The 22056-nt window shown below is 30.7% G+C and carries 22 protein-coding genes; 13 read left to right on the plus strand and 9 right to left on the minus strand.

What is annotated here, in order from left to right; genetic code table 11:
- The first annotated feature begins 61 nt into the window (after nucleotides 1-61).
- From selA to FBF11_RS06685, 4 genes are read left to right on the plus strand one after another with little or no spacing between them, the layout of a single operon-like run.
- Nucleotides 62-1384 (plus strand): L-seryl-tRNA(Sec) selenium transferase, encoded by a 1323-nt coding sequence (selA, locus tag FBF11_RS06670; protein ID WP_002856163.1) that lies wholly within the window; start codon nucleotides 62-64, stop codon nucleotides 1382-1384.
- Complete coding sequence (gene selB, locus FBF11_RS06675) at nucleotides 1381-3186, plus strand: selenocysteine-specific translation elongation factor (protein WP_032592305.1); 1806 nt, start codon at nucleotides 1381-1383, stop codon at nucleotides 3184-3186. Before selA ends, selB begins: the two co-directional genes overlap by 4 nt.
- A gap of 48 nt (nucleotides 3187-3234) precedes the next feature.
- Nucleotides 3235-3945 carry a DsbA family protein gene (locus tag FBF11_RS06680; protein WP_002855861.1) on the plus strand — a complete coding sequence of 237 codons (711 nt, stop codon included), beginning with the start codon at nucleotides 3235-3237 and terminating at the stop codon, nucleotides 3943-3945.
- 5 nt (nucleotides 3946-3950) lie between these two features.
- Nucleotides 3951-4481 carry a hypothetical protein gene (locus FBF11_RS06685; protein WP_002866702.1) on the plus strand — a complete coding sequence of 177 codons (531 nt, stop codon included), beginning with the start codon at nucleotides 3951-3953 and terminating at the stop codon, nucleotides 4479-4481.
- Nucleotides 4482-4525: 44 nt separating this feature from the next.
- Here the strand turns inward: FBF11_RS06685 and fldA are convergent, their stop codons facing one another.
- From fldA to FBF11_RS06700, 3 genes are read right to left on the minus strand one after another with little or no spacing between them, the layout of a single operon-like run.
- Nucleotides 4526-5017, minus strand: a complete 492-nt coding sequence (fldA, locus tag FBF11_RS06690) for a flavodoxin FldA (protein WP_002855629.1) — start codon at nucleotides 5015-5017, stop codon at nucleotides 4526-4528.
- Nucleotides 5017-5712, minus strand: a complete 696-nt coding sequence (locus FBF11_RS06695; protein ID WP_002855633.1) for a hypothetical protein — start codon at nucleotides 5710-5712, stop codon at nucleotides 5017-5019. The genes fldA and FBF11_RS06695 overlap by 1 nt, the downstream gene beginning before the upstream one ends.
- Nucleotides 5713-5714: 2 nt before the next feature.
- Nucleotides 5715-6029, minus strand: a complete 315-nt coding sequence (locus tag FBF11_RS06700) for a DUF2325 domain-containing protein (RefSeq protein ID WP_002855637.1) — start codon at nucleotides 6027-6029, stop codon at nucleotides 5715-5717.
- A 170-nt stretch (nucleotides 6030-6199) separates the two neighbouring features.
- Between FBF11_RS06700 and FBF11_RS06705 the strand changes: the two genes are divergently transcribed.
- Both FBF11_RS06705 and FBF11_RS06710 read left to right on the plus strand, forming a co-directional pair.
- A complete protein-coding gene (locus FBF11_RS06705) occupies nucleotides 6200-7624 on the plus strand; it encodes a catalase (RefSeq protein WP_002856117.1) in 1425 nt (474 codons plus the stop codon).
- 56 nt (nucleotides 7625-7680) lie between these two features.
- Nucleotides 7681-8151, plus strand: coding sequence for a Cj1386 family hemin-binding protein (locus FBF11_RS06710; protein WP_057096965.1), 471 nt, complete (start codon nucleotides 7681-7683; stop codon nucleotides 8149-8151).
- On the opposite strand, the gene FBF11_RS06715 is transcribed toward FBF11_RS06710, so the two are convergent.
- On the minus strand, nucleotides 8152-8808 hold the full coding sequence (locus FBF11_RS06715; RefSeq protein WP_002855654.1) for a transcriptional regulator: 657 nt from the start codon (nucleotides 8806-8808) through the stop codon (nucleotides 8152-8154). It abuts the gene before it with no gap.
- 167 nt (nucleotides 8809-8975) lie between these two features.
- On the opposite strand from FBF11_RS06715, the gene FBF11_RS06720 reads away from it, so the two are divergent.
- The 7 genes from FBF11_RS06720 to feoB all read left to right on the plus strand — a co-directional run bounded on the left by FBF11_RS06720 (nucleotide 8976) and on the right by feoB (nucleotide 16827).
- Nucleotides 8976-9338, plus strand: coding sequence for a RidA family protein (locus FBF11_RS06720; protein ID WP_002852401.1), 363 nt, complete (start codon nucleotides 8976-8978; stop codon nucleotides 9336-9338).
- Between the two features lie 3 nt (nucleotides 9339-9341).
- Nucleotides 9342-10781 carry a C4-dicarboxylate transporter DcuC gene (gene dcuC, locus FBF11_RS06725; protein WP_057096963.1) on the plus strand — a complete coding sequence of 480 codons (1440 nt, stop codon included), beginning with the start codon at nucleotides 9342-9344 and terminating at the stop codon, nucleotides 10779-10781.
- Nucleotides 10782-10793: 12 nt separating this feature from the next.
- The gene (locus FBF11_RS06730) at nucleotides 10794-11957 is read left to right on the plus strand and encodes a PLP-dependent aspartate aminotransferase family protein (protein WP_002855396.1); all 1164 of its coding nucleotides are present in this window, start codon (nucleotides 10794-10796) and stop codon (nucleotides 11955-11957) included.
- Nucleotides 11958-11966: 9 nt separating this feature from the next.
- Nucleotides 11967-13334, plus strand: coding sequence for an adenylosuccinate lyase (gene purB / locus FBF11_RS06735; protein WP_002869130.1), 1368 nt, complete (start codon nucleotides 11967-11969; stop codon nucleotides 13332-13334).
- Between the two features lie 8 nt (nucleotides 13335-13342).
- Nucleotides 13343-14683 carry an MmgE/PrpD family protein gene (locus FBF11_RS06740; RefSeq protein ID WP_002855354.1) on the plus strand — a complete coding sequence of 447 codons (1341 nt, stop codon included), beginning with the start codon at nucleotides 13343-13345 and terminating at the stop codon, nucleotides 14681-14683.
- Nucleotides 14684-14764: 81 nt separating this feature from the next.
- Nucleotides 14765-14989, plus strand: a complete 225-nt coding sequence (locus FBF11_RS06745) for a ferrous iron transport protein A (protein ID WP_168977471.1) — start codon at nucleotides 14765-14767, stop codon at nucleotides 14987-14989.
- A complete protein-coding gene (gene feoB, locus FBF11_RS06750; protein WP_057096962.1) occupies nucleotides 14986-16827 on the plus strand; it encodes a ferrous iron transport protein B in 1842 nt (613 codons plus the stop codon). The genes FBF11_RS06745 and feoB overlap by 4 nt, the downstream gene beginning before the upstream one ends.
- On the opposite strand, the gene FBF11_RS06755 is transcribed toward feoB, so the two are convergent.
- The 5 genes from FBF11_RS06755 to gap are packed head-to-tail and all read right to left on the minus strand — an operon-like array spanning nucleotide 16824 to nucleotide 22020.
- Nucleotides 16824-18317: a hydrogenase small subunit gene (locus FBF11_RS06755; protein WP_057096960.1), complete on the minus strand. Its 1494-nt coding sequence runs from the start codon at nucleotides 18315-18317 to the stop codon at nucleotides 16824-16826. The two genes, feoB and FBF11_RS06755, sit on opposite strands and share 4 nt — an antisense overlap.
- A 3-nt stretch (nucleotides 18318-18320) precedes the next feature.
- Nucleotides 18321-19145 (minus strand): enoyl-ACP reductase FabI, encoded by an 825-nt coding sequence (fabI, locus tag FBF11_RS06760; RefSeq protein ID WP_002780456.1) that lies wholly within the window; start codon nucleotides 19143-19145, stop codon nucleotides 18321-18323.
- Between the two features lie 3 nt (nucleotides 19146-19148).
- Entirely contained in the window at nucleotides 19149-19820 is a 672-nt protein-coding gene (locus tag FBF11_RS06765; RefSeq protein WP_002855528.1) for a triose-phosphate isomerase, read from the minus strand.
- Nucleotides 19817-21019, minus strand: a complete 1203-nt coding sequence (locus FBF11_RS06770) for a phosphoglycerate kinase (protein WP_002855324.1) — start codon at nucleotides 21017-21019, stop codon at nucleotides 19817-19819. The genes FBF11_RS06765 and FBF11_RS06770 overlap by 4 nt, the downstream gene beginning before the upstream one ends.
- Nucleotides 21020-21021: 2 nt before the next feature.
- Entirely contained in the window at nucleotides 21022-22020 is a 999-nt protein-coding gene (gap, locus tag FBF11_RS06775) for a type I glyceraldehyde-3-phosphate dehydrogenase (RefSeq protein WP_057096956.1), read from the minus strand.
- Nucleotides 22021-22056: the final 36 nt, after the last annotated feature.

A 22056-nucleotide genomic window follows, 5' to 3' on the forward strand; every position in this document is an offset into this window, starting at 1 on the left:
TTTAAAACATCATTTTATAAATTCTATGTTAAAATAACCAAATATTTTCTTAAGGCTTAAGATGAACAAATTTAGAACTTTTCCACAGATTAACACTCTTATTGAAGATGAGAGTTTAAAATCCTATCCTTTTTATATCAAAGCATTTTTTTGTAAAAAAGTTGTCGCAAAACTAAAAGAAAATTTTTCCCAAGATGAAATTTCTAAAGATAAACTACTTTTAGAAATCAAAAAAGAAATCAAAACTTTTTACCGCAAAGATTTACAAAGTGTGATCAATGCAAGTGGAGTGGTTATACACACAAACCTTGGCAGAAGTGTAATCCATGAAGAACTTTATGAAGCGTGTAAAGATATCATTTGTAATTATTCTAATGTAGAGTTTGATTTAGAAAATGGAAAAAGAGGCTCTCGCTATGCTTTGGTGTTGGAAAAACTTAAAATGCTTTTTGAATGCGAAGATGCTTTAGTAGTCAATAACAACGCTGCGGCAGTTTTTTTAGTGCTTAATTCTCTTTGTTATGATAAGGAAGTCATAAGCTCAAGAGGAGAACTTATAGAAATTGGCGGAAGTTTTCGTGTGCCTGAAGTGATAAAAGCTGCAGGTGTAAAGCTTTGCGAAGTTGGAACTAGCAACAAAACACACTTAAAAGACTATGAACAAGCTATCAGTGAAAATACCGCTCTAATTTTAAAAACCCACAAGTCTAATTTCGCTCTTATGGGTTTTCATAGTGAAGCAAATATAAAAGATCTACATGAACTAGCAAAAGAAAAAGGGCTTTTGAGTTATTATGATCTAGGTTCTGGCTGGTGTGAAAATTTAAATGAAAAGCTGATTAAAAATGAACCTAAAATCAAAAAACTCGTACAAGAATGTGATATTTTAAGTTTTAGTGGAGATAAACTTTTTGGTAGTGTGCAAGCAGGCATTATACTTGGAAAAAAAGAACTCATAGAAAAACTTAAACAAAATCAACTTTTAAGAATGCTAAGAGTGGATAAATTAACCCTATCTTTTTTAAATGAAAGCTTAAAAGCTTATTTACAAAAAGATTATGAAAAAATTATTACCTTAAAACTTTTAAATGATGACTTATCCTTTATAGAAGAAAAAGCTTTAAGAGTGCAAAAAGAATTAAAATTTCAAACCCAACTCAAAAAAAGCAAAAGTTTAGTAGGAGGAGGTTCTATGCCTGATAAAAGTTTAGATACTTATATACTAACTTTTCAAGGAGATGCTTTAAAACTACAAACTCGATTTAGAAAAGAAAATATCATAGGACGCATTGAAAATGATGAATTTGTTCTTGATTTTAGAACTATACGAGAAAATGAACTTCAAAAACTTATTCTTACAATTAATCAAATGGAAAACTTATGAAATCTGTTATTATAGGAACCGCAGGACATATTGATCATGGAAAAACTTCACTCATTAAAGCTTTAAATGGTTTTGAAGGCGATAGTTTAAAAGAAGAACAAGAAAGACAAATCACCATTAATTTAAGTTTTTCAAATCTTAAATTAAAAGATAAAAACATTTCTTTTATCGATGTTCCAGGACATAAAGATTTGGTTAAAACTATGGTAAGTGGAGCTTTTGGCTTTAGTGTTTGTTTATTTATCGTAGATATTAACGAGGGTTTAAAAGAACAAAGTTTAGAACATTTAGAAATTTTAAAAATTCTTGATATTAAAAATATCATTTTAGTACTTAGCAAATGCGATCTTTGTGAAAACATAGAGCAAAAAAGTGTAGAAATTTTAGAAGAGTTAAAAAATTTAGATTATCCCATTTTAAAAGTATTTCATACCAGTATAAAAAATAATCAAGGCATAGAAGAATTAAAAAATTATCTTTATACCATAGAAAACAAAGAAAATTATGAAGAACTGATTTTTCATTATTATATCGATAGAGTTTTTTCTCTAAAAGGTATAGGAACTGTCGTCACAGGCAGTCTAAATGAAGGAAGTATCACTTTAAATGAAAAAATCATCTGTTTAGACACTCAAAAAGAACTCATTGTTAAAAATATACAAAATCACGATACCAATCTAGAGCAAATCAAAGCTTGCAACCGTGTGGCTTTAAGTTTAAATTGTGATTATAAAGAGTTGAAAAAAGGTTATTTACTAAGTAAAAAAGGTTATTTTAAAGCCTTTAAAGAATGCGATGCTTTAGTTAAAGCAAAAAATTTACAAAATAGCAAAATGATTTTTTGTGTGGGTTCAAGACAAATAGAATGTAAAATAAATATATTAAAAAAACTAGAAAATGATGAATTTTTTGTGCATTTTAGTTTTGATAAAAATGTATTTTTAAGTTTTGATGAGGCTTTTATTTTATTACAAAATAATCGTGTTATAGGCGGTGGTAAGGTTTTAAATCCTTTAAGCGAACCTTTAAAAAAAGAACAAAAAAATAAATTTTTAATGTTTTTGAAAAATAAAGATTTTAAAGCAGCTTTTTCTTTCTTAAAAGACGCACATAAATACGGCTTTGGTTTGCTTTCAAGCTATCAGAGATTTAAACTCTCTCATCAAAAAGCATTGAAATTAGCGAAAGAATTAAATCAAGTATTTGTCGATGAAAAAAATCTTAATGTATATCATTTACAAAGTCTAGAAGAAATTAAAAATTTCATCAAATTCATACTTGAAAAAAATCCTTATGCCATGCTTTCAGCACATTCTTTAGCTTTAAGGATTACTTGGGCAAGTGAAAATTTTTGCGAACTCGGACTTAAAGAAATGTCAAATTTATTGGATTTTCAAAATGGAATTTATTTTAAAAAAGGCATAGATTTTGAAAAACTTCAAGAAAAAAATAATAACCAAATGTATGAAATTTTAAAAAAACAAGGTATTAAACCCGAAGCTCCTTATAATCTTTATGATTTTTTAGAACTTGATAGAAAAAGCGGAGATAATATACTCAAAAAACTTACCCAAAAAGGCTTGGTTGTAAGACTTTCACACAATCTTTTTATAGAAAAACAAGCTCTTGAAAAACTTATGCAAGAATGTTTAAATTTATTAAAAAATCAAAGTCTTGATGTGCAAAGTATGAAAGAATATTTCAATCTTTCAAGAAAATATGCTATTGCTTATTTAGAATACTTAGACAAATTTCCTCAAGTAAGCAAAGAAGCTGAAAAAAGATTTTTAACAAATATTTAGAAAATCATTATAGAATTAAACATAATTTATTTAAAGGATTTATAAACTATGAAAAAATTAAGTTTAATTCTTGCCTGTTCAGCATCTTTGTTTGCTGCAAGTAATTCAGAAATTAGTGATTTTTATTCAAAAAGCATTAAAGCACAATTTCCAAATGCTACCGTTAGTGTATCAAATCGTCAAAAGGTTGGTAATACGGGTTTTGAAAGTGTTATTGTAAGCGTTGAATTAAATGGACAAAAACAAGAAAACATTCTTTTTACAAAAGATAGTCTTATTACCCCTGATCTTATCGACTTGAAAACGGGAATTTCTTATGCTCAAGAATATGAAATGAAAAAATTTCAAGAAGCAAGAGAAAATTTTACAAAAAATGCTAAAGCTGTAGCACAAAAAGAAACCATGGTAATAGCTTTGGGAGATAAAAATAAACCTGCAATTTATGTTTTTTCGGATCCTGAATGCCCTTATTGTAGAGAACATTTAGCTCAAATTGATGATGAACTTAAAAACTATCAAGTTAATTATATTTTAACTCCAGTACATGGAAAATCTGCTTTTGAAAAATCCGCTCTAATCTACAAAGAAGCAAAAAAAGCAAAAAATGATAAAGAAAAAATCGCAATTTTAAACAAATACTATGATGCAAATATCAAAAATTATCCAAAAGTAAGTGATGCAGAATTAAAAGAAGTTTTTTCCTTATATGAAAAATATCGCTCATTAGGTCTTAGCGCTACTCCAACTATTATTAAATAAACCTAATGTCTAAAATTACTTTAATTTTAAGCTTTTTTATAGCACTCTTTATGAGTGCTTGCACCAATGCAACTTTCATACAAAGCTTTATTCAAACAAGCAATGAAGGCATTTTTATCAGATCGCAAAAACAACAAAGTTTTAAAATTTCCTTTCAAAATCCTAGTCAACTTCGAACTACTTTGGATAGAGATTTGGCTTTAAAACTTAAAAATTTAGGCTTAAAAGAAGTAAAAGAGAATGCAGATTATGAAATTTTAATCAATCTTGTAGATATGAAAAAGCATTCTTATGCTCAAAAAATCACAACTTCAGCAAGATTTTTTTATGATTTTGATCCTTTGGAAAGTGATGGAGAATGGATGGTAGAAAACTACTATACTATGCAAGTTAATTTACAAATCAACTCTAAAAATCACAATTCTCAAAAAACAAGTCTTCTTGCAAGAACAGCTTATCTTGGAAATAAAGAACGCTGTCAATTATCTTTAGAAAATAAAATTATAAATCAAATAGTGAGTTTTTTTTATTTTTAAGAAAAGACAATCAAGAGTATAAAAACTCTTGATTTTAAGAATTATTAAGCAAAATAAGGTTTGATTTGTTCTACCCAAGCATCAATTCTTGATTCAGTTTGATCTTCTTGATTATCATTGTCAAGAGCAAGTCCAACAAATTTACCATCTACAACCGCATCGCTTGCTTCAAATGTATAACCATCAGTTGAAACTTCTCCTACCAAATTTGCACCTGCATCTTTTAAATTTTGAGCTAATTTACCCATGCCGCCACAAAAAGTGTCAGAATAACTTTCACTATCACCCATACCAAATACAGCTACAGTTTTTCCACCAAGACTAAGCCCTGAAAAATCAAAACCATCCCAATCATCTTGTAAATCACCACTTCCCCAAGTTGAAGTTCCACAAATTAATTTATCGTAAGAATTCATTTTAGCTGCATCAATATCTGAGATATTAAAAACATCACTAATTCCAAGTTTTGAAGCAATTGTATTAGCCGCTCCTTCTGTATTTCCCATAGCACTACCATAGATTACTGCTACTGACATTATTTTCTCCTTATAATTTGATTTGATATTTTATACGGAACTAATTTTAACATAGTTTTGTTTAAATCACACAAAAAATGTTTTATTTCAATAAAATGTGTGAAATTTTTGTTACGCGGACAAACAATATAAAATTTTTCAAAATTATTTTCTTTTATTAAATTCAATAATTCATAAATTTCATTTTCAATTTCTAAATTATGTGTATTAATCTCTTTGCAAAGTGGCAAAATTGCAAATTTCTTATCTATTATAATAAGATCACCATCTTGATCTATATTTTTTCCATTATTTTGAAAAGAAACCTTATCATAAACATAGGAGCTAAATAAAATTTGCGCATCAAAACAAATGCCATAAAGATAAATTCTTAAAAGTCTTAAAAGATCGACATTCTTAGATATTTTAGTATTAAAAATCAAGCTTTTTCTTTTTTGAAAGTAAAAAGCGTATGTATTAAGCTTGATATTTATATTTTGAATCTTACCAAATGAAACATGCATTATATTATGCAAAAAATTTCCAAATATCATTTTTAAACTCTTGGTATTTTTTGCATATAAAAGAGGAATTTTTAGAGCACTATCAACGCTCGCATTATATTGAGTTAAAAAAGTCAACATAAGCTCTTGATTGTTTAAATAGCGATAAATTTGCGGTATAAATTCTTGCTTATCATCAAATCCAAATAACATCTTTAACCTTTATAGCAAGAAAATTCTTTATTAAGATTAAAAATTTTACAATATTCACAATACACACAACTTACACTTCTTTTTGCACAAACTAATGGAATTTTACGCTTTTTAGCTTCATTTTTGATTTTTTTCATAGTATTATGATTTAAAAAGCTTGTTAACATTACTATACATTCTGTATCACAAGGAATCGGCTTGCGATTAACTCTATTTTCATTACGTGCATCCCAGTGTTCTATTTTTTTAGCACCTAAATCATGTAAAACAGCTCTAATAGGAGTGATTTCATCTGCACCAATAACCAAAACTGACATAAATTCTCCTTTGTGATTTTTAAAATATATTTTGATAATTATTATTATAATATAAAAAAACTAAATTTATTTTGAAATTTATTATCAATAAAATGCAATTATTCAGTTAATTTTAATTTTTAATAGATATAATTTACTAATTAATAAAATTTATTATTTAGGAGAAAACAATGAAAAAATTGACTAACGATTTTGGAAACATTATAGCTGATAACCAAAATTCATTAAGCGCAGGCGCAAAAGGACCTTTACTTATGCAAGATTATCTTTTGCTTGAAAAACTTGCTCATCAAAATAGAGAAAGAATTCCAGAAAGAACCGTTCATGCTAAGGGAAGTGGAGCTTATGGCGAAATAAAAATTACAGCAGACTTAAGTGCTTATACCAAAGCTAAAATTTTTCAAAAAGGCGAAGTTACTCCATTATTTTTACGCTTTTCAACAGTAGCAGGTGAAGCAGGTGCAGCAGATGCTGAACGCGATGTGAGAGGTTTTGCTATTAAATTTTACACTAAAGAAGGAAACTGGGACTTGGTAGGAAATAACACTCCGACATTCTTCATCCGCGATGCTTATAAATTCCCTGATTTCATCCATACTCAAAAAAGAGATCCAAGAACTCATCTAAGAAGTAATAATGCTGCTTGGGATTTTTGGAGTTTATGTCCTGAAAGTTTACATCAAGTAACCATTCTTATGAGCGATAGAGGAATTCCTGCAAGTTATCGTCATATGCATGGATTTGGAAGCCATACTTATAGTTTTATTAATGATAAAAATGAAAGATTTTGGGTGAAATTCCATTTTAAAACCCAACAAGGGATTAAAAATCTTACCAACCAAGAAGCTGCCGAGCTTATAGCAAAAGATAGAGAAAGTCATCAAAGAGATCTCTATAATGCTATAGAAAATAAAGATTTTCCAAAATGGAAAGTTCAAGTTCAAATTCTTGCTGAAAAAGATATAGAAAAACTTGGATTTAATCCTTTTGATTTAACAAAAATTTGGCCTCATAGTTTTGTACCTTTGATGGATATAGGCGAAATGATTCTAAACAAAAATCCTCAAAATTATTTTAATGAAGTTGAACAAGCTGCCTTTAGTCCAAGCAATATCGTTCCTGGAATTGGCTTTAGCCCTGATAAAATGTTGCAAGCTAGAATTTTTTCATATCCTGATGCACAAAGATATAGAATAGGAACTAATTATCATCTTTTACCAGTAAATCGTGCAAAAAGCGAAGTGAATACTTACAATGTCGCTGGTGCTATGAATTTTGATAGTTATAAAAATGATGCTGCTTATTATGAACCAAACAGCTATGATAATAGCCCAAAAGAAGACAAAAGCTATCTTGAACCTGATTTAGTCTTAGAAGGCGTAGCACAAAGATATGCTCCACTAGATAATGACTTTTATACTCAACCAAGAGCTTTATTTAATCTTATGAATGATGATCAAAAAACTCAACTTTTTCATAATATCGCCGCTTCTATGGAAGGAGTTGATGAAAAAATTATCACTAGAGCTTTAAAACATTTTGAAAAAATTTCACCTGATTATGCAAAAGGAATTAAAAAAGCTTTAGAAAAATAATTTTTACTTGCCACTTTTGGTGGCAAACTAAAGATTATAATAATTAAGGAAAAACAATGACAACTCTTAGTTTAGAAGAAGAAAAAAGATTTGAAGAGCTTTGTAAAATGGCTTTTAATTTTGCAAGAAATAATGAATATGAAAATCTTAAAATCATGATAGAAGCAGGTTTAAATGTAAATTTAAAAACTCATAAAGGCGATAGCTTGCTTATGCTTGCAGCTTATAATAATTCTTATGAAAGCGCTAGAATGCTTTTAGAAAAAGGTGCAAAAGTAGATGAAAAAAACGATCGTGGACAAACCCCATTAGCGGGAGTTTGTTTTAAAGGATACTTACCTATGTGTGAACTTTTAGTTAAATATGGAGCAAATATTGACGAAAACAATGGTTTAGGAATGACACCTTATACCTTTGCTATTATGTTTGGACGCAAAGATGTGGCAGAATTTTTACTCAAAAAATCTAAAAATAATTTTTTAAAGAAAATGAGCCTAAAAATACTAAAATTTATCAAAAAATTTTAGTTATTTTTTAAATTTCTTCAGATACCTATAAACACTAGGTTCTGAAATTTTTAAAAATTTTGCTACGATAGGAACCGCTCCTTTTATATTAAAAATACCTTTTTCATATAGCTTTTCAGCAATTTCTTCTTTTTGAGCAATGCTTAATTGATAATCAGAATTTAAATAACTAGAATCTACACTTTGAACTAAAATATCCTCTATCGAGTGACTTAATGTTTCTATGCTTGAATCATTTTGAGAAAAACTAATATTTCCTAAAATATCACCCATATCTCCAATTTTTTCTAAATCAATCATCTTGCATATTAAATCTCTCATAATGCTAGTATCATGATTGATACACAAAATACCTACTAATTTGTCATGATTTTTAATAAAAAAAGTAGATCCTCTAATTAATTTTGATTTTCCAACAAGAGCCTTATAATCACATAAAAAATCTTTTTCTAAATATTTTTTATTTTGCATAAGCTCACTTGCAAAAGCAGTCAAGGGAGAATCTAAACTTCTCCCACTAATGTGATTGTTAGCAATTGCCGCAATATAGGCCCCATCTTCAGTAATTACATGAAAAACTATCTCATATTGCTCACCTAAAACTTCTCCTAAAAAATATGTCAACTTTATAAATTGTTGTTTTTGTCCCTCATCCATAAAACTGCCTTCAATAAAAAATTAATATAATATTAAATTCTACTCTTTATACTTTAAAACATTTCTTAAAAATAAAATTTTATTATTATGATAATAAACTATTGACAAATTATTATTGTAGTGATAAAATGCATTCTGTTTAATCTATATTTAACAAAGGAGAATTCATGTCAAACTATCCAAAGGCCATTGGTCCATACTCAGCTTACAGAGAAGTAAATGGACTTTTATTTATATCAGGACAACTTCCTATCAACCCTGCTTCAGGAGAAATAGAAAGCTCTGATATCAAAGAACAAACCAAACAATCTTTAAAAAATATCGGTGCTATCTTAGAAGAAAATGGTATCAGTTATGATAAAGTGATTAAAACCACTTGCTTTTTAGCTGATATTAATGATTTTGTAGCATTCAATGAAATTTATGCTGAATTTTTTAAAGCTCCTTATCCAGCAAGAAGTGCTTTTGCAGTAAAAGATCTGCCAAAAAAAGCTAAAGTAGAGATAGAGATCATCGCTCAAAAAGGATAAAACATGCTAGGTATTGTTTTTTCTTTATTTAGTGTTTTTTTACTTGTTTTTATGCTTTATAAAAAAATCAATGCTCACATGGCATTGCTTTTAAGTGGTTTACTTTTACTTTCCTTAGCTGCTATTTTTGGACTTTCTCCACACATTGTCGCTAAAGGTTCTTTAAATTTAGGTTTTTTTGATATTTTTCAAGTTTTTAATCAAACCATGTCAAGTACATTAGCAGGACTTGGACTTACACTTATGACTATAGCAGGTTTTTCTGCTTATATGGATCATGTAGGGGCTTCTTATGCACTTTTTAAAGTTTTTGAAAAACCTTTAAAAGCCGTAAAATCTCCTTATGTTTTACTCATAGTTGCTTATTTTATCGTGCAACTTTTAGTTCTTTTCATCCCTTCTCACGCAGGCTTGGCACTTTTACTTATGGTTACTATGTATCCTATACTTGTACGCTCTGGTGTTTCAAAACTTTCTGCCTTAAGTGTGATTGCGATTTGTCAATATATCGATCATGGACCTGGAAGTGGAAATGTGATCATGGCGTCAAAAGTAGCTGAAGTTGATCCTGCAATTTATTTTTTTCATTATCAACTCCCTACAACCTTGCCTATCATTATAGCTGTAGGTATTGCGATATATCTTTGCAATAAATTTTTTGACAAAAAAGATAATTTTGTCTTCAATGCACAAGAAATTGAAAAAGAACTAAATGAAAATGAAGGCAAAGAAAAAGAACTTAAAAAGCCTCCTAGAATTTATGCGATTTTACCTATAATTCCTTTGGTTTTAATCCTAGGATTTAGTTCCGTGCTTGATAGCATCTTGGTTTTAATGGGAATAAGTAGTGCTGAAGAAGTTAAAGCAGCTGCTAGTACTGCCATTAAAATGAATGTTCCAGTAGCAATGGTGATTTCAACTTTTGTGGCTATTATTTTTGAAATGATACGCTATAAAAGTATAGTAGAAACTCTTAATTCTATTATGATTTTCTTTAAAGGAATGGGACATTTATTTGTTATCACAGTTTCACTCATCGTTTGTGGTCAAGTATTTGCAAGCGGTCTTTTATCTGTAGGTTTTGTAGATACTTTAATAGAATTTTGCAAAAATGCAGGATTTGGAGTTTTGGCTATTATTATCGCCGTTTCAATCTTGCTTGCAGTTTGTGCTTTCTTAATGGGTTCAGGAAATGCGGCATTTTTTAGCTTTACTCCACTTATCCCAAATATAGCAAAACACTTTGGAGTTGAAACTATCACCATGATAGCACCAATTCAAATTATGACAGGCTTTGGAAGATGTGTTAGTCCTATTGCACCAGCGATTTTAGCTATCTCAGCTATTGCAAAAGTAAGTCCTTTTGCCGTGGTTAAAAGAACAGCTATTCCTATGCTTGTAGCGGCTATTGTAAATGTTATTATGACTTATATCTATCTTTAAAAAGGAGAAAAAATGAACTCAAAAACTAAACTTATTCATTGTGGCAGAGGCGATCAAGGCGCTGAAGTAAGATCAGTCAATCCTACACTTATGCGTGCATCAACCATACTTTTTAAAGATCACGCAACTTGGCAAAAATACAGAGAATTAAGAAAAACAGATCGTGTTTTAAGCTATGGGGCTAGAGGAACAACAACCAATTTTGAACTTGAAAAACTTATTTGCACTCTAGAGGGTGGTTATAGAGCACAACTTTTCCCAACAGGACTTGCAGCATTAGCTATGGTGCTTTTAAACTATGCAAGCAAAGATGCGCATTTTTTAATCACCGATGCAATTTATGGTCCTGTAAGAACGATTTGCGAATTATTTTTAGAAAAAATGGGTGTTGAAATTGATTTTTTAAAAGCTGATGCAAGTGATGTAGAAGAAAAAATCAAACCTAATACCAAGCTTATCCTATGTGAAAGTCCAGGTTCTATACTTTATGAAATCATAGATTTACCAAAACTTTGCAAAATTGCCCATGCGCATAATATCCCTGTAGCTATTGACAATACTTATTCTAGTGGATATTTTCTAAATCCTTTAGAACTTGGAGTGGATATTTCAGTTATCGCCGCTACAAAATATCTTAGCGGACACTCTGATGTAACCATGGGTATAGTAGTAATCAACGAAAAAGAATGGAAAAATTTTGACAAACTTCCAGAAGCTTTAGGCTTTACAACAAGTCCTGATGATGCTTACTTAGTACTTCGTGGTATGAGAACACTAGATGTAAGAATGAAAGCTCATGAAAAAAGTGCTGATGAAATTGTAGAATTTTTACAAAGCAGAAAAGAAATTAAAACAATTTTCTATCCAAAACTCAAATCCCACCCAAATCATGAAATTTTCATGCGTGATCATAAAGGTGCAAATGGTATGATTACCATAGAATTTGCAGAAGGTTATAGCAAAGATGATGCTATTAAATTTGTAGATAAACTAGAATACTTTTCAATTGGTGCTAGCTGGGGTGGATATGAAAGCTTAGCCACCGTAACTACTCCACCTAGAACTGCAACAGATTGGAGTGCAAGAGGACCATTTGTAAGATTTCATATAGGTCTTGAAGATACTAAAGATTTAATTGCTGATTTAACACAAGCTTTTGATAGTATTAAAAAATAAGGAGATAAGATGACAGGAATTAGCGTATTTGATCATAGATTACTAGCAGACTCATGGAGCACGCAGGAAATGCGTGCTATTTTTTGCGAACAAAACCGCATACAAAAATGGCTCGATGTTGAAGCAGCTTTAGCAAAAGCACAAGCAAAACTTAAAATTATCCCTAAAAAAGCAGCTGATGAGATCGCAAAAAAAGCTCATTATAAATTTATGGATATGGACTTTATCTTTGCTGAATTTAAAAAGACCAAACACCCTTTAGTTCCTACTGTAAGAGGATTAGAAAAAGCTTGCGATAATAATTTAGGCGAATATGTACATTTTGGAGTAACCACTCAGGATATCATCGATACAGGACTGGTTTTACAATTTAAAGAAGCAATGACTCTTATAAAAAGCGAATTAAAAGCTATCGCAAAAGCCCTAGCAAAACTAGCTAAAACCCATAAAAATACTGCTATGATGGGAAGAACTTTAGCACTTCAAGCTTTGCCTATTACTTTTGGACATAAAGTGGCTATTTGGTTAAGCGAACTTGAGCGTCATTTTGAAAGAATACTTGAACTTGAAAAAAGACTTTATGTAGGTAGTATAGTAGGCGCTGTAGGAACTAAAGCAAGTTTAAGTGATGAGTGCAATGAAGTAGAAAAACTCACTTTAGAAAATTTAGGACTTGATGTGCCTAATATTTCTTGGCAACCTGCACGTGATCGCTTTATAGAACTTGGTTTTGTACTAGGTAATATCAACACAACCTTTAACAAAATCGCTCATGAAATTTTAATCCTTTCGCATAATGAAATTGATGAAGTTGCTGAACCTTTTGGCAAAGGACAAGTAGGATCAAGCACTATGCCACACAAAAGAAATCCTGCAGTAAGTGAAAATGCAGTTACAGTAAGCAATGCTTTTAAAGCAAATTTAGCCATTTTAAGTGATATTGAAAGACATGAACATGAAAGAGATGGTCAAGTTTGGAAAATGGAATGGAAGCTTTTACCTGAAATGTTTTTAATGCTTTCTGTGGTTTTAGCAAATATGAAATTCGCTCTTAGCGATTTAGAAGTAAAAAAAGATAAAATGCTTAAAAATTTAAATACTCTTAATGGTTTTGTTTTAGCAGAGCGTGTTATGTTTGCATTAAGCGATCATTATGGAAAACAACATGCCCATGAAATTGTTTATGAAAATGCTATGCTAGGTATAGAAAAACAAAAAACTTTTAAAGAAGTTTTACTTGCAGATAAAAGAGTATCTAAGGTATTGAAAGAAAAAGAAATCGATGCTTTACTTGATGCAACAAGTTATGTAGGATATGCACCAAAACTTGTAGATGAATTTTTGGCAAAAATCAAAAATAGCGCTATCTTAAAATAGGAAAAATCATGTTCTATAGTGAAATTTTAGCGGATTTTATTTTCAATCTTAAATATGAAAATATCCCTAATGCAGTTGTTCAAAGGGCTAAAGAGCTTATGCTTGATAGCCTTGGAACAGCTATAGCAGCAAGCAAAGAAGAATGTGTTTTAAATGCTTTTAAAGCTTTTGAAAATTTAAGCACAGAAAAAAATACTCCTATTTGGATAAATGATCAAAAATTAGATCCTATATACGCAGCCATGCTAGATGGCATTGCTTCTCATGCGTTAGATTTTGACGATACGCATACAGAAGCGATTTTGCATGCAAGTGCGATTTTAACTCCACTTTGTTTAAGTTATGGTTTTCATGTTAGCAAAGATGCGAAAAAAATCATCAAAGCTTTTATAATAGGCTGGGAAATTGCAGCTAGAGTAGGCATTGCAAGCAAAGGTACTTTTCATAAGCGTGGTTTTCATACTACTGCTATTGCAGGAATTTTTGGAAGCGTGAGTGCAAGTGCAATCTTACTAGATCTTAACAAAGAACAAATCATCAATGCTTTAGGACTTGCAGGAAGTTTTGCAAGTGGGGTTAATGAGTTTTTATCCAATGGATCTAATTCAAAAGTTTTACATATTGCCAATGCTATTAAAAACGGCATTATGGTAGCTCATTTTGCTAAAAACAATATGAGTGGACCTTTGAGTATTTTTGAAGGTAGGGATAATATCTTTAAATGTTTTGGCATAGAAGAAGAATGCGATAAAACAGAACTTAACAAAGCCTTAGGAGAAATTTGGCAAACTATGCAAGTTTCAATCAAGCCTTATCCAAGTTGTCATTTTGCTCATGGGCTTATTGATTGTGCTATTGCTTTAAAAAATGATGGTTTAAAAGCTGATGAAATTAAAAGTATTCATTGTTTTGTAGATGAAGTTCCTATTTCTTTTATCTGTGATCCTTTGGAAGCAAAATACACTCCAAATAGTGCTTATGAAGCTAAATTTTCCATGCCTTTTTTAATGGCTCTAGGATTCTTTGATGGCAAAATCACTCTTAATTCTTATGAAAATTTAAAGCGTGAAGAAGTACTAGAATTTGCTAAAAAAATCAGTTACGAAAAAAGAAAATCTCAAGGCTTTCCAAAATATTTTCCAGGGCATTTAGAAGCCAGTTTGCAAGATGGACACATAATCCAAAAAGATGTTTTTATCAATAAAGGTAATTTTGATAATCCACTAAGTTTTGAAGAATTAAAAGCTAAATTTTTAGCCAATGCACAAATTTACCTTGATAATGCTAAAGCTAACAAAATTCTAGATCAAATCATCAATCTAGAAAATTTAAACCACTTTTCTTTTTAAATATTTATCCTTCTTTTTACAAGAAGGATAATTTCATTACACTTTTTTATTATAATATTTATTATTAATTTAGGAATTACAATGACTTTAAACGAGTTAAAAGATGGAAAAAAGGCTATTATTGTCAATTTAAACGCTCACAAAGAACTCAAAAATAGACTTTTAAGCTTTGGATTTATTAAAAATAAAAACTTGAAAAAAATTCACTCCTCTTTAAAAAATGCCACCATAATGGTAGAACTTGATACAAGTTGTGTTATCCTAAGATCTGATGAAGCTAAAACCATAGAAGTGAATCTTATATGAAAAAAATCAAAATAGCCCTTGTAGGTCAGCCTAATGTAGGCAAAAGTCTTCTTATTAATGCGCTTTGCAAAGCCAATATGAAAGTAGGAAATTTTAGCGGAGTTACTATAGAAAAAGCAAGTGCAAAAACTTTTTACAAAAACTATGAATTTGAAGTCATTGATTTGCCAGGAACTTATTCTTTAGATGGATATAGCGAAGAAGAAAAAATCACACGTCATTTTTTAAATCAAAATGACTATGATGTTATTGTTAATGTTTTAGATGCTACTAATTTAGAACGCAATCTTATCCTTAGTGCAGAACTTTTAAGCCTTAATAAAAAAATGCTTTTAGCTTTAAATATGTGTGATGAAGCCAAAAAAGAAGGTATAGAGCTTGACACTTCTATTTTAAGCCAAGAATTTCAAAGTCAAGTTGTTGAAATTTCAGCAAAAACAAAAGAAAATTTAGAACTTTTGCTGCAAAAAATTATTATTTTATTTGAAAGTAAATTTATTCCAAGATCCCAATTTTACACTCCGCTTTGCGAAAAAAGTCCAGAAAAAGAAGATTTATTATATTTTATTAATGAACTTTCAAAAAAAATTATCACACATAAAAAAGAAGAGAGAAATTTAACCAAAAAAATCGATGCCTTACTTATCCATAAATTCTTTGGCTTACCTATATTTTTATTTTTAATGTGGCTTTTATTTCAACTCACCTTTAGCTTAGGACAAATTCCTATGGATTATATAGAATCAGGCTTTAATGCCTTAGGTGAATTTGTTAAAAACAATATTTCTAATACCTTCATCGCTTCAGCTTTGGCTGATGGGATTATCGCAGGTGTTGGTGCTGTGATACTTTTTTTGCCTAATATAATGATTTTATTTTTAGGCATAGCTCTTTTAGAAACCACAGGCTATATGTCAAGAGTAGCTTTTTTACTTGATGGGATTTTACATAAATTTGGTTTACATGGCAAAAGTTTTATTCCACTAATCACTGGTTTTGGTTGTTCAGTACCTGCTTTTATGGCTACACGCACTCTTAAGAACAAAAGAGATAGACTTTTAACTCTTTTTGTGATCAATTTTATGAGTTGCGGGGCAAGACTTCCTGTATATGTGCTTTTTATCGGCGCTTTTTTTCCAAGTGAAAAAGCAGGAAATTATCTTTTTGGAATTTATATTTTAGGTGCGATTTTAGGACTTTGTGCTGCAAAATTTTTAAGAATGACAGCATTTCGTGGACTTGATGAACCTTTTGTTATGGAAATGCCAAAATATCGTATGCCAAATTGGTATTTAGTTTGGTTTATGGTTTATAATAAAGCCAAAATGTATCTTAAAAAAGCAGGAACTTTCATACTTTTGGCCTCTTTGCTTATATGGTTTGCTAGTAATTTTCCAAAAAGTGAAGAAAATTTAAATGATTTTAATGCTCAAGAAAGAGCTATAGAACAAAGTTATTTAGGACAATTTGGCAAAAGCATAGGACCTATTTTTCAACCCCTTGAGTTAGATTGGAAATTAAGCGTATCTTTAATCAGTGGTTTGGCTGCTAAAGAAGTGATGATTTCAACTATGGGAGTGCTTTATTCACTAGGAAAAGATGTAGATGAAACAAATAATGATTTAAAAGGAATTATCGCTAAAAATATACCTATACCAAGTGCAGTGGCTTTTATTTTATTTGTAATGATTTATAATCCTTGCTTTGCAGCAACTATAGTTTTTTCAAAAGAAAGTGGAAAGCTAAAATATACTCTCTTTCTCTTTCTTTTTACCTGCACAAGTGCTTATATAGTAGCTTTTATAGGACTTCATATTGCTAAAATTTTATTAAACTAACTTGCTTTTAATGATGAAATTTTAGTAATATTATCTTCAAAAGCTTTTAAAATGCTATAAGCAATACCTTCAAAATCAAGCCCACCGCAAAGATAGATTAAAGTCATACGAAAAGATTTACTCACATCAAGCTTTGGTTTTTCAGCGTTCATATTTAACTTAAAATCATAAGGACTTGCATGTTTAAAAGCATAATTTTTTGCCGCAATTAAAAAATCATTCTTATCTTTTAAAAACTCTCCTTTAACTAAAATAAAGCTTATTTCAAGATATTTCCAAAAATCTTTTGAAGGCATAGGATTTTCATCAAAATTTTGCTCTATAAAAGTATAGTTTTTTTCAAAGGATTTTTTATAATTTTCTACAAGCAAAGCACCTAATTTATTTTTAGCTATATTTTGTAAAATAAGTTTTATATTGCTTTCAAATTCAAAATCTATTTGTTCTAAAATTTTAATTTGCTCTTCTAGAAAAAATTCTTGTTTTAACTCTTCATTACAAAGTTTAGCGTAAGAAAAAATATTTGCCATAGGCTTTTCATAATTCCCAAACTCATCCCAAAAATTTTTCTCACTACAGGCTATACAACCATGTCCTGCAGCCACTGGCCAAGAAGTTTTAGCATTGAATTTCACTTTAGGACAGTTGTTGTAAGTATAAGGTCCTTTACAACCTATCTTAAATAAACAAGCCCCATTCTTTGCAGCCTCATCGTCAAAATGTTCAGCAAAAATCCCACTTTCAAATTTTGCCTTTCTTTCACACATATCATGCAGGCATTTACCATAAGCCCAAACAGGACGATTTTGCTCATCAAGTTCAGGTAAAACTCCAAATAAAGCAAAAAAACTTAAAGTCGCAATGATATTTATATCACTTGGAGGACAACCTGGGATATTTACTACTTTCTGACTTAAAACTTCACTAATACCACAAGTTTTACTAGGATTTGGATAAGCAGCCTGAATACCACCATAACTTGAACAAGTACCCACTGCAAAGATAGCCTTGGCTTTAGCGGCTAGTTTTTCTAAAATTTCATAGCCACTCTCTCCTTGTGCTCCTATAGTAAGAAAAAAGGTATCAATGGCTGCAACACCACCTTCAACCGCTAAAATAAAATCTTCTTCTAAAACATGCTCTAAAAGCTCTTCAGCTTTAGTGCCATTTGCTGCCATTAAAGTTTCATGATATTCTAAAGAAAAAAAATCAAAAATAAGCTCATCAAAACTTGGCAACTCAGAACGCAACAAACTCTCACTACACCCTGTACATTCACAAAGATGAAGCCATACTAACTTTGTCTTAGGTGTGATTTGAAAAAATCTTTGAGCAAGAGCTGGAATTTCATTGCCTAAAGATAAATGCCTAGCAAGAATTTTTACACTTTCTTCATTAATAACCTTATCCTCTTTTAAAGTAGAATTTTCAAGTTTTTTAATGCGATCTTCAAGTATATTTTTTAATTCTTCATTGCTAAGCTTTGCCATTTTTTATCCTTTTTGATTATCCCAACAAAGAACAGTTTGCCCTTCTTCATTTTTTTCAACATCACCCATACCCATGATGTTATATCCTGCATCGACATAATGTATTTCACCTGTAACACCATTTGCCAAATCGCTAAGTAAATACATAGCCGAATTTCCTACATCTTCTATACTAACATTGCGTTTTAAAGGAGAATTGATTTCATTGTATTTTAAAATCATTCTAAAATCCCCTATTCCACTTGCTGCCAAAGTTTTAATAGGACCTGCTGAAATAGCATTAACACGGATTCCTTTTACCCCTAAATCTCTTGCCAAATAACGCACAGAACTTTCAAGTGCAGCTTTTGCTACACCCATAACATTATAATGAGGCACATATTTAACCCCTCCAAGATAACTTAAAGTCAAAATCGAACCCTTATCTTTTAAAATAGGTAAAACTGCACGCGTTAAAGAAAGTAAAGAATACACAGAAGTTTGCATAGCTATATCAAAAGCTTCTTTTGAAGTTTCTAAAAAAGAATTTTCTAAAGCTTCTTTTGGAGCAAAAGCAACCGCATGCACTACAAAATCAATCTCGCCTAAATCTTTTTTGATTTTTTCAGCGATAGAATCTAAATGCTCGTTATTATTTACATCAAGCTCATAAACAAAATTAGAATTAAACTCTTGTGCTATAGGTTCTACGCGTTTTTTTAAAGCATCATTTAAAAAAGTAAAAGCAAGCTCGGCTCCTTGATCAAAACATGCTTTTGCTATGCCATAAGCAATAGATTTATTATTTGCAACCCCTACAATAAGGCCTTTTTTACCCTTCATAATCATCTTTTATCCTTTGATTAATTTTATAAAATTTTCTACTTTTAAAGCTGCAGAGCCTATCAAAACTCCACCACAATGATTTACACTTAAAATTTCTTTGATATTATTTTCATTCACACTTCCACCATAAAGCAAAGGTACTTTGGTTAAACTCGCTAAAAATTCAAGCACTTTAGCGATATCTGTACTTTGTGCGCTCACTCCCGTTCCTATAGAATAAATAGGCTCATAAGCGATGATGAGTTTTTCATAATTTAAATCAATAATTTCAAGTTGTTTTTTTAAAAACTCTAAAGTCTTGCCTGAATTTTTTGTATCTAAATTTTCACCTATACAAAAAACAATTTTATAACCATGCTCTTTAGCAAAATCAAATTTAGCCTTAATAAATTCTTCATCTCCTAAAGCTCTTCTTTCAGAATGCCCGATTAAGACACATTTAATCCCAAATTCGTCCAAATGTTCTTTTCCAAGCTCGCCTGTAAAAGCACCATTAACACAAGGATAAAAATTTTGCGCTCCTTGTATGAAGTTATTTTCATTTTCTAAAAATGCTATACTAGGTGGAAAAACGATAATATCATCGCATTTTACCCCCATAGTTTTATTTAAAATTTTAGCATAAATTTTAAAGCTTGCTCTTGTGTGATTGCATTTTAAATTTGCAGCAAAGATCATTCATTTTCCTTAGATCTTAAAGCTTTTACACCTGGAAGTTCTTTGCCTTCTATAAGTTCAAGAGAAGCACCACCTCCAGTAGAAATAAAAGTCATTTCATCTGCATCACCTGCACGCGCAACCACATCAGCCGTATCACCGCCTCCAACAACAGAAGTTGCATGTCCTTCGCTGATATAATGACTCATTTTAATGCTACCTTTTGAAAATTTATCAATTTCAAAAACACCCATAGGTCCATTCCACCAAATCGTTTGCGCATCAGAAATCACCTCCTTAAAAAGTCTCACACTCGCAGGTCCTATATCTAAACCCATCCAACCATTTGGAATTTCTTGCGCTGGAACAAATTTCATCGGCGCATCTTGTGAGCACGCAGGAGCGGCTACAACATCTACTGGAAGATAAATTTTCACTCCTAAATTTTTACCCTTGGTAAGAATTTTATTAGCTTCTTCTAAAAGTTCTTCTTCTAAAAGTGAATTTCCTATATCATAACCTAAAGCTTTTAAAAAAGTAAATGCCATACCTCCGCCTATGATTAATTTATCTACCTTTGGTAATAAATTTGTCAATGCTTGAAGTTTTCCACTTACCTTTGAACCTCCAACAACAGCGACAAAAGGACGTGCTGGATGTTTGATAAGATTGCTTGCAAAATCAATTTCTTTTTGGAGTAAAAATCCTGCGCCTTTGTGTTTTTCATCAAAAAATTTAGTAATCGCCTCTACACTAGAATGTGCTCTATGGCATACTCCAAAAGCATCATTGATATAAACTTGAACCATAGAAGCAAGTTCTTTGGCTAAATTTTCATCATTTTTAGTTTCGCCTTTTTCAAAACGCAAATTTTCAAGAAGTAAAATTTCACCCGCTTTTAAATTCATAGCTTTGGTTTTTGCATCTTCGCCGATAACATCTTTTGCCATAACAATTTCTTTATCTAAAAGTCTAGCAAGACGCTTAGCCACAGGTTCTAAAGAATATTTAGAGCTAATTTCTTTTGGACGCCCTAAATGAGAGGCTAAAATCACACTACAACCATTATCCAAACAATATCTTATCGTAGGAATAGCTGATCTTATGCGTCTATCATCAGTGATATTTAAAAAATCATCTTGAGGAACATTAAAATCACATCTTATAAAAACTTTTTTCTTAGCTAAATCAATGTCTTTTATAGAAATAATATCACTCATGATTAAGCCTTATTTGCAATATATACTGCCATATCTACTAGACGACTTGAATAGCCCCATTCATTATCATACCAAGCAATTACCTTGATAAAATCATCCGCAATCACTTGAGTTAAATCACTTGCTACAATAGCTCCATAAGAACAAGTGATAAAATCGCTTGAAACTCTTTCATCATCATCTACCATTAAAATGCCTTTTAAATTTGTAGCTGCAGCTTTTCTGAAAGCTTCATTGATTTTATCTTTGCTAACTTTACGGCTTAGTTGTGCAGTTAAATCCACGCTTGATACATCAATCACTGGCACACGCATACTTTGTCCATGAAGCTTGCCATTAAGTTCAGGCATAACAAGTTTCATAGCTTTTGCTGCGCCTGTAGAAGTTGGAATGATATTTTGCGCTGCAGCACGAGAACGGCGTTTATCTTTAGCTTTAGCATCAATAATACTTTGTCCATTTGTATAAGCATGTATTGTTGTCATAAGTCCTTTTTCTATGCCAAAATTATCTTGTAAAACACGACAAACAGGACCTAAACAATTTGTTGTACAACTTGCATTAGAAATAATGCTTTCACCCTTGTAAAGTTCTGAATTTACTCCTAAAACATAAGTAGGAGTATCATCTTTTGCAGGAGCACTCATGATCACTTTTTGTACTCCCATATCTATAAATTCTTGACATTTTGCCATAGTTAAATGCGCTCCTGTGCACTCTAAAACAATTTGTGCGCCGTGTTTTGCAAAGTCAAGATCTTTTACATTGCGACTTTTAAATACTTTGATTTTTTTACCATTTACCACTAAATCATCGCCTTCACTATCAACACTGCCTTTAAATTCACCATGTACTGTATCGTATTTAAAAAGGTATTTTGTAAGTTCAATATCCGTAGTATCATTTATCGCCACAAGCTCAATATCATTTCTTTCTAAGATGATTCTTGCAACACATCTGCCTATGCGTCCAAAACCATTTATAGCAACTTTTACAGCCATTTAATTTCCTTTTGCAAAATATAATGCTAATATTCT

Origin of the sequence: Campylobacter sp. CFSAN093224 (genome assembly GCF_012897395.1) — a bacterium.
GTDB lineage: Bacteria > Campylobacterota > Campylobacteria > Campylobacterales > Campylobacteraceae > Campylobacter_D > Campylobacter_D jejuni.

What these genes read in the sequence shown, in the direction of transcription:
- FBF11_RS06730 (WP_002855396.1), top strand. Translation starts at nt 10,794, where the DNA reads ATGAACTCAAAAACTAAACTTATTCATTGTGGCAGAGGCGATCAAGGC.
- dcuC (WP_057096963.1), top strand. Translation starts at nt 9,342, where the DNA reads ATGCTAGGTATTGTTTTTTCTTTATTTAGTGTTTTTTTACTTGTTTTT.
- feoB (WP_057096962.1), top strand. Translation starts at nt 14,986, where the DNA reads ATGAAAAAAATCAAAATAGCCCTTGTAGGTCAGCCTAATGTAGGCAAA.
- selB (WP_032592305.1), top strand. Translation starts at nt 1,381, where the DNA reads ATGAAATCTGTTATTATAGGAACCGCAGGACATATTGATCATGGAAAA.
- FBF11_RS06740 (WP_002855354.1), top strand. Translation starts at nt 13,343, where the DNA reads ATGTTCTATAGTGAAATTTTAGCGGATTTTATTTTCAATCTTAAATAT.
- fabI (WP_002780456.1), bottom strand. Translation starts at nt 19,145, where the DNA reads ATGATTATGAAGGGTAAAAAAGGCCTTATTGTAGGGGTTGCAAATAAT.
- FBF11_RS06705 (WP_002856117.1), top strand. Translation starts at nt 6,200, where the DNA reads ATGAAAAAATTGACTAACGATTTTGGAAACATTATAGCTGATAACCAA.
- FBF11_RS06700 (WP_002855637.1), bottom strand. Translation starts at nt 6,029, where the DNA reads ATGTCAGTTTTGGTTATTGGTGCAGATGAAATCACTCCTATTAGAGCT.
- FBF11_RS06685 (WP_002866702.1), top strand. Translation starts at nt 3,951, where the DNA reads ATGTCTAAAATTACTTTAATTTTAAGCTTTTTTATAGCACTCTTTATG.
- purB (WP_002869130.1), top strand. Translation starts at nt 11,967, where the DNA reads ATGACAGGAATTAGCGTATTTGATCATAGATTACTAGCAGACTCATGG.
- FBF11_RS06695 (WP_002855633.1), bottom strand. Translation starts at nt 5,712, where the DNA reads ATGTTATTTGGATTTGATGATAAGCAAGAATTTATACCGCAAATTTAT.
- FBF11_RS06755 (WP_057096960.1), bottom strand. Translation starts at nt 18,317, where the DNA reads ATGGCAAAGCTTAGCAATGAAGAATTAAAAAATATACTTGAAGATCGC.
- FBF11_RS06765 (WP_002855528.1), bottom strand. Translation starts at nt 19,820, where the DNA reads ATGATCTTTGCTGCAAATTTAAAATGCAATCACACAAGAGCAAGCTTT.
- FBF11_RS06770 (WP_002855324.1), bottom strand. Translation starts at nt 21,019, where the DNA reads ATGAGTGATATTATTTCTATAAAAGACATTGATTTAGCTAAGAAAAAA.
- gap (WP_057096956.1), bottom strand. Translation starts at nt 22,020, where the DNA reads ATGGCTGTAAAAGTTGCTATAAATGGTTTTGGACGCATAGGCAGATGT.
- FBF11_RS06715 (WP_002855654.1), bottom strand. Translation starts at nt 8,808, where the DNA reads ATGGATGAGGGACAAAAACAACAATTTATAAAGTTGACATATTTTTTA.
- FBF11_RS06745 (WP_168977471.1), top strand. Translation starts at nt 14,765, where the DNA reads ATGACTTTAAACGAGTTAAAAGATGGAAAAAAGGCTATTATTGTCAAT.
- selA (WP_002856163.1), top strand. Translation starts at nt 62, where the DNA reads ATGAACAAATTTAGAACTTTTCCACAGATTAACACTCTTATTGAAGAT.
- FBF11_RS06680 (WP_002855861.1), top strand. Translation starts at nt 3,235, where the DNA reads ATGAAAAAATTAAGTTTAATTCTTGCCTGTTCAGCATCTTTGTTTGCT.
- fldA (WP_002855629.1), bottom strand. Translation starts at nt 5,017, where the DNA reads ATGTCAGTAGCAGTAATCTATGGTAGTGCTATGGGAAATACAGAAGGA.
- FBF11_RS06720 (WP_002852401.1), top strand. Translation starts at nt 8,976, where the DNA reads ATGTCAAACTATCCAAAGGCCATTGGTCCATACTCAGCTTACAGAGAA.
- FBF11_RS06710 (WP_057096965.1), top strand. Translation starts at nt 7,681, where the DNA reads ATGACAACTCTTAGTTTAGAAGAAGAAAAAAGATTTGAAGAGCTTTGT.